Here is a 5867-nt window from a genome sequence, read left to right as displayed (position 1 = left end):
TCTCCGGCACCGGCGTCTTCGTCGAGGGCGACGACCTCCACTTCGTCAACAACGCTGCCATGCAGCAGATGTGGGACGACATCCGCAGGACCGTTATCGTCGGCATGGACATGGCCCACGCCACCCTGCAGAAGCGTCTCGGCAAGGAAGTCACCCCTGAGACGATCAACGAGTACCTCCACATCCTCAACCACGCCATGCCCGGCGGCGCAGTCGTCCAGGAACACATGGTCGAGACCCACCCGGCACTCACCGACGACTGCTACGTGAAGGTCTTCACCGGCGACGACGAACTCGCCGACGACATCGAGCCCCAGTTCCTCCTGAACATCGAGAAGCTCTTCCCGAAGAAGCAGGCCGAGGAACTCAAGGCCGAAGTCGGCAAGTCGATGTTCCAGGCAATCCACATCCCGTCCATCGTCTCCAGGACGTGCGACGGCGGCACCACCTCCCGCTGGTCTGCGATGCAGATCGGTATGTCCTTCATCGCTGCATACCGCATGTGCGCCGGTGAAGCGGCAGTCGCCGACCTCTCCTTCGCTGCAAAGCACGCCGGCGTCATCCAGATGGCCGACATCCTCCCGGCACGCCGTGCACGTGGCCCGAACGAGCCCGGTGGCATCAAGTTCGGCAACTTCGCCGATATGATCCAGGCCGACCGCAAGTACCCGAACGACCCGGCAAAGGCCTCCCTTGAGGTCGTCGGTGCGGGCTGCGCACTCTTCGACCAGATCTGGCTCGGCTCCTACATGTCCGGCGGTGTCGGCTTCACCCAGTACGCGACCGCCGCATACACCGACAACATCCTCGATGAGTTCACCTACTACGGCATGGACTACATCAAGGACAAGTACAAGGTCGACTGGAAGAACCCGTCCCCGGCTGACAAGGTCAAGCCGACCCAGGACGTCGTCAACGACATCTCCACCGAGGTCACCCTCAACGCCCTCGAGCAGTACGAGCAGTTCCCGACCATGATGGAAGACCACTTCGGCGGCTCCCAGCGTGCCGGTGTCATGGCTGCAGCCTCCGGTCTCTCCACCGCAATTGCAACCGGCAACTCCAACGCCGGTCTCAACGGCTGGTACCTCTCCATGATCATCCACAAGGATGCATGGTCCAGGCTCGGCTTCTTCGGCTACGACCTGCAGGACCAGTGCGGTTCAGCAAACTCCCTCTCCATGGAGCCTGACCGCGGCCTGATGGGCGAACTCCGTGGCCCGAACTACCCGAACTACGCAATGAACGTCGGCCACCAGGGCGAGTACGCCGCTATCGTCGCCGGTTCCCACTACAGCCGCGGCGACGCGTTCTGTCTCGAGCCCCTGATCAAGATCACCTTCGCCGACCCGTCCCTGAAGTTCGACTTCTCCGAACCCAGGCGCGAGTTCGCAAAGGGTGCGATCCGCGAGTTCATGCCGGCAGGCGAGCGCTCCCTGATCATCCCGGTCAGGTAAAACCCTTACCCTGCCTTTTTTTGCACGTCCCTCTGCAAAATGAATCAATTGTGATCAGTGCCATATACTCTTCCGCACACACTGTTGCGTGAAGCGCCATTCACGCACGTGGGGTTTGTGGCCCGATTCAATAGACAATATCACCTCAAATTTCCTTTTTTTCGTGATATATCTGTGGATAATATATCCGCATTCAAAATATATCCAACAATTATCCGCCGACCTCAGTCGCATCTGCATCTTTGAGAGGTGGCAGGCTCTCTCTCTGGCAGGCTCCCTGACATGACCTTCTGAACGGCGAAAAAAAAAAGTAGCGGGAAATGTTTTTAGACCAGCCAGGTCAGGGCCGAGGTGACGATGATGAGGGCGAATGTCCCGGCGAGAAACGCCCATTCGATCACCTTCAATGGTTTTTTCGTGATGAGGAGGTGAGAGTCCTTCCCGTAGCCGCGGCAGAGCATGCTTGTGTAGGTCCGCTCCCCCTGCTCGAAGGACCTGATGAAGATCGTCCCGATCTCGTAGGCGAGCATCTTCAACCGGTAGCGGTAGGGGAGCGTCCGGTCGAGGGCGTCGAAGCACCGGGTCTGGAGGGCGGCGTTGACCCGGACGTACATCCTCCCGAAGAGGAAGAGGTAGCGGACCATCATCCCTAGGATGAGGGTGAACTCTGCCGGGAGGCCGAGGCGCCCGGCGCCTTCGAGCATACTCTGCATCGTCGTCGTCGACGAGAGCAGGATGATGAAGGAGATGCAGACCAGGAACTTTACCGCAAGGATGGTGGCGAACTCCACGGACTCGGCATAGATGGCGATGCCGAGGGGGAGGGTGACGATGGGATGGAACTCGGCATAGTGCGGGTTCGTGAAGAAGATCTGGAAGACGATGAGGAAGAAACCGAAGGGCAGGACGAGGAGGAGGCGCTTGAGGTATTCTTTCGGGGAGATGCGGGAGATGGCCCAGAGGGCCGCAAAGAATGCCAGGAAGACGGCGCAGGGGATATAGACCCCGGTCGTGTACGGGTATGCGACAGTGGCGATGATGAAGGCGAAGGCGATGAGGATCTTCACCCGTGCGTCGCAGCGGTGGAGGGGACTTGTCCCCTGCGCCACCTGCTCGATGGCGAAGAGTTCCTCGATCATTGCCTCCCCCGGTACGCGGAGAGGAACGCCGCCTCGACCTCGGTGTAGGTGTAGCCCTCGCCGAGGGGGACGCCCGACTCACGCAGGGACTGCATCAGCCTCTGGAGCACCGGGATGTCGAGGCGGGTCCGCGCCAGGAGGTCGGCCTGCGAGAAGATCTCCGGCACCGTCCCCCTGGCCACGATCGAACCGTGGTCCATCACGTAGACATAGTCGGCCAGTTCGGGCACGAGGTCGAGGTGGTGGGTGGAGAAGATCACCGTCATGCCGAAACGCTCGGGCAGGGTGTTGATGAAGGCGATGAGGTCGGCGACGCCCTGCGGGTCGAGTCCGGCGGTCGGTTCGTCGAGGACGAGCACCTGGGGCTCCATGGCCAGGATGCCGGCGATGGCGACGCGTTTCTTCTCGCCGCCCGACAACTGGTGGGGCGGGCGGTCGCGCATCTCTTCGAGACTGAGGAGGCGGATCGCGCTCTCCACGCGGTGGTGGATCGTCTCCTCGTCGAGACCGAGGTTTGTCGGCCCGAAGGCGATGTCCTGCTCGACCGTCGGCGCGAAGACCTGATCATCGGGGTTCTGGAAGACGATGCCGACGATCTTGCGCACTTCCCTCTGGTTCGCCTTCGTGATGGGTTCGCCGTGGATGAGCACCTCGCCCGAGGTGGGCTTCAGGATGCCGTTGAGGTGCTTGAAGAGGGTGCTCTTTCCCGCGCCGTTCGCCCCGATCACGGCTATCCGTGCCTTCCTGCCGGCGATGAAGTTCACGTTGTTCAGGGCCGGGGGCCGGTTCGGGTAGGCGAAGGTGAGGTTGCGGGTCTCGATAATGTGCATCAGTATCCTGTTTGGTAAAAAAAGATATAGAGTCAGTGTTTTGAGGCCGTGACAGCCTTGCCGACACCGAGGACGAGGAGGAGGGCAAGGAGAGTGCCGGCGACGACGGCAACGACTTCACCCATCTTGCCGGCGTCCTCGCCCATCGTGTAGTCGGGCATGGGGGCCTCGTACTCAAAACCAACGTCCTGACCGACTGCTTCGGGGTCGGCGTCTTCGGGTGTCGGGCCGGTGAGGTCCTTCACGCCCTGGACGACGAGGGCCGTGCTCTCCAGTCCGTCGGGGTCGCCCGCGGCAAAGAAGACGGCGGTGACGCCGATGAGGAGGGCGACGACGACGCCGGCGACAAGGAACTGTTTCGTATCCATCATGCCGCCACCCCCTCGACGGTCTTCATCATGTCAGGCCGCGCCGCGGCGATGAGGTAGATCGCACCGGCGGTGATGACTGCTTCGATGATCCCGATGGCCGCGTGGTAGGCGCCCATTGCGATCATGCCCTCGACAAGGGGGAAGGTGCCCGCGAGGAACATCTCGACGGATGCGCAGAGTGCGGGGATGAGGCAGGCGAACCAGGCGGCGATGCCTGCGGAGAGGTAGACATTACCGATAACGCCCATCAGTCCCTTGTAGGTGTAGAAACCGACGAACCCGCCGATGACGCCCATGTTAATGATGTTGGCGCCCATCGTCGTGATGCCGCCGTCACCGAAGACGATAGCCTGGACAAGGAGCACGAGGGTGAGGATGAAGACCGCGGCATAGGGTGACCCGAGGAGGATCGCCGCAAGGGCGCCGCCGACGAGGTGACCGGTTGTTCCCATGCCGACCGGGAGGTTGAAGGCCTGGATGGCGAAGATCCCGGCGGCAAGGACGGCGATAAGGGGTACCTTCTCGTCGTCGAGTTCGTTCCGTGCCCACCGCAGTGCGAGGGCGATGAAGATCAGAGCGATGACCCAGTAGATGGCGCTCTGCCAGAGAGGAATGAAGATATCTGGAATATGCATGGTGACCATAGTTCAGTAGCACGTTCTTGAATATAAGTATTATCTATTCATGTTGAATGCGCATTCCTTCAAAAAAGTGCGTACTGATGGCCCGACAATTGTGCCGAGAGACATGATGATGGATGGTTTCGTGAGAAGGCGACGGGCGAGGACGCCAGGGCGGTCCATATCGCCGTAGCGCACGATCAGGTCGGTGATCGCGGGGTCTGCCATCTTCGCGATGAGGGCGTCGGTCTGCGCCGCCGAGAGTTCCTGCCTGAACCGGAAAAAGCGCATACCGAAGGCGAGTTCGCGCCCGAAGTCGGCCTGCCACCTCTGCTCGTATCCGGCGAGGGCGGTGTCGGAGAAATCGTCCCTCTCGCAGCAGGCGAGGGCGACGGCCGCAGCGTGCCGCGCCGCCCGCACACCAGTATAGACGCCTCCGCCAGAGGTCGGTTTTGCAAGTCCGGCGGCGTCGCCGACGAAGAGGGTGCGGTGGCCGTAGGTCCGCGGCATCGGGCCGAGAGGGACGGTGCCGGTCACAAGGTGTGTGCAACTCGTCAGGTACGGCCCGGCGAACGTCTGGAAGTCCTCCCTGACATTGCGAAGGCCGCAGAGGCCGACCCGCGCCCTTCCCTCCCCGGTCGGGATCACCCAGCCGAAGAACTGCGGGGCGGCGCCGGGGTGGACTTCCACGAAGCGGGTGTCCATGTCAAGGGGGACGTCGGCCTGGATGCCGGAGAGGTAGACGGGCGAGCGCGCCATGCCGAGCATGCGTGCCATGCCGCCCCGCGGCCCGTCGGCGGCGATGAACATCCGCGCTCCGGCATCTCGTCTCCCGAAGGCCCCGCGGGTGACGAGGCGCCCCTCCTCTCTCCCGACGACGGCGGTCTTCGGCCAGAACTCGGCCCCGGCATCAGCCGCCGCCGCCGCCATCTCGGCGTCGAGGCGGGCGCGGTCGACGACCGAGGCCTTCGTCACCCCGGCATCGAAGCAGAGTTCTGCCCCGGTGCCGGCAACGATTCTCGCACCCCGGACCCGGTTCAGGACAGAGCGTTCAGAGACGCGGCACTCTTCAAGGGCTTTGACCGAGAGGAGACCGGCGCACTGGACGGGAAAGCCCGGCGCGGCGTGCTCTTCGATGCAGAGGACGGAGAGTCCCGATTCTGCGCAGGCGCGTGCCGCCGCACTCCCTGCCGGCCCGGCGCCGACCACCGCAACGTCGTACATGCAGAACTACTCTGCTCCCTTCTCACTTGAACGTCACCGTGGGGAGGGATTTTCGTCGCCAGTCTCCGTGGAGTCACCGCGGCGAGTGTCTGCCTGATCATCTCCCTTTCTTTCTTCTCAGACCCCACAGTTTCATGGCGAGTGCGTGGACCTCTCCGCCGGGGGACTTCTCGCTGTCGCTCGTCGCCCCCGGACAGCGAAGACTTCGTCTTCTCGAACTCGCTGA

Annotated in this window: 6 protein-coding genes; 1 reads left to right on the top strand and 5 read right to left on the bottom strand. The window is 62.5% G+C overall.

Translation table 11 applies throughout. From position 1 onward, the window contains the following. Positions 1-1457: coenzyme-B sulfoethylthiotransferase subunit alpha (gene mcrA, locus Q0520_RS04295; RefSeq protein WP_298667041.1), on the top strand; the 1457-nt coding region annotated here is incomplete at its 5' end. Positions 1458-1783: 326 nt separating this feature from the next. Here the strand turns inward: mcrA and cbiQ are convergent. Genes cbiQ through Q0520_RS04270 form a run of 5 tightly spaced genes read right to left on the bottom strand, consistent with a single transcriptional unit; the run spans position 1784 to position 5641 of the window. After that, positions 1784-2596 (bottom strand): cobalt ECF transporter T component CbiQ, encoded by an 813-nt coding sequence (cbiQ, locus tag Q0520_RS04290; RefSeq protein ID WP_298667040.1) that lies wholly within the window; start codon positions 2594-2596, stop codon positions 1784-1786. Continuing rightward, on the bottom strand, positions 2593-3426 hold the full coding sequence (locus Q0520_RS04285; RefSeq protein WP_298667038.1) for an ATP-binding cassette domain-containing protein: 834 nt from the start codon (positions 3424-3426) through the stop codon (positions 2593-2595). Before Q0520_RS04285 ends, cbiQ begins: the two co-directional genes overlap by 4 nt. 32 nt (positions 3427-3458) lie before the next feature. Beyond that, positions 3459-3797 (bottom strand): PDGLE domain-containing protein, encoded by a 339-nt coding sequence (locus Q0520_RS04280; protein WP_298667036.1) that lies wholly within the window; start codon positions 3795-3797, stop codon positions 3459-3461. Further along, positions 3794-4432: a cobalt transporter CbiM gene (gene cbiM, locus Q0520_RS04275; RefSeq protein WP_298667034.1), complete on the bottom strand. Its 639-nt coding sequence runs from the start codon at positions 4430-4432 to the stop codon at positions 3794-3796. Before cbiM ends, Q0520_RS04280 begins: the two co-directional genes overlap by 4 nt. A gap of 39 nt (positions 4433-4471) precedes the next feature. Beyond that, positions 4472-5641, bottom strand: coding sequence for an NAD(P)/FAD-dependent oxidoreductase (locus tag Q0520_RS04270; RefSeq protein WP_298667031.1), 1170 nt, complete (start codon positions 5639-5641; stop codon positions 4472-4474). Positions 5642-5867: the final 226 nt, after the last annotated feature.

Origin of the sequence: uncultured Methanofollis sp. (genome assembly GCF_937919355.1) — an archaeon.
In the GTDB taxonomy this organism is placed as follows: domain Archaea; phylum Halobacteriota; class Methanomicrobia; order Methanomicrobiales; family Methanofollaceae; genus Methanofollis.
The sequence above is the reverse complement of the archived record's forward strand: the minus strand, read 5'-3'. Positions and strand labels throughout refer to the sequence as shown.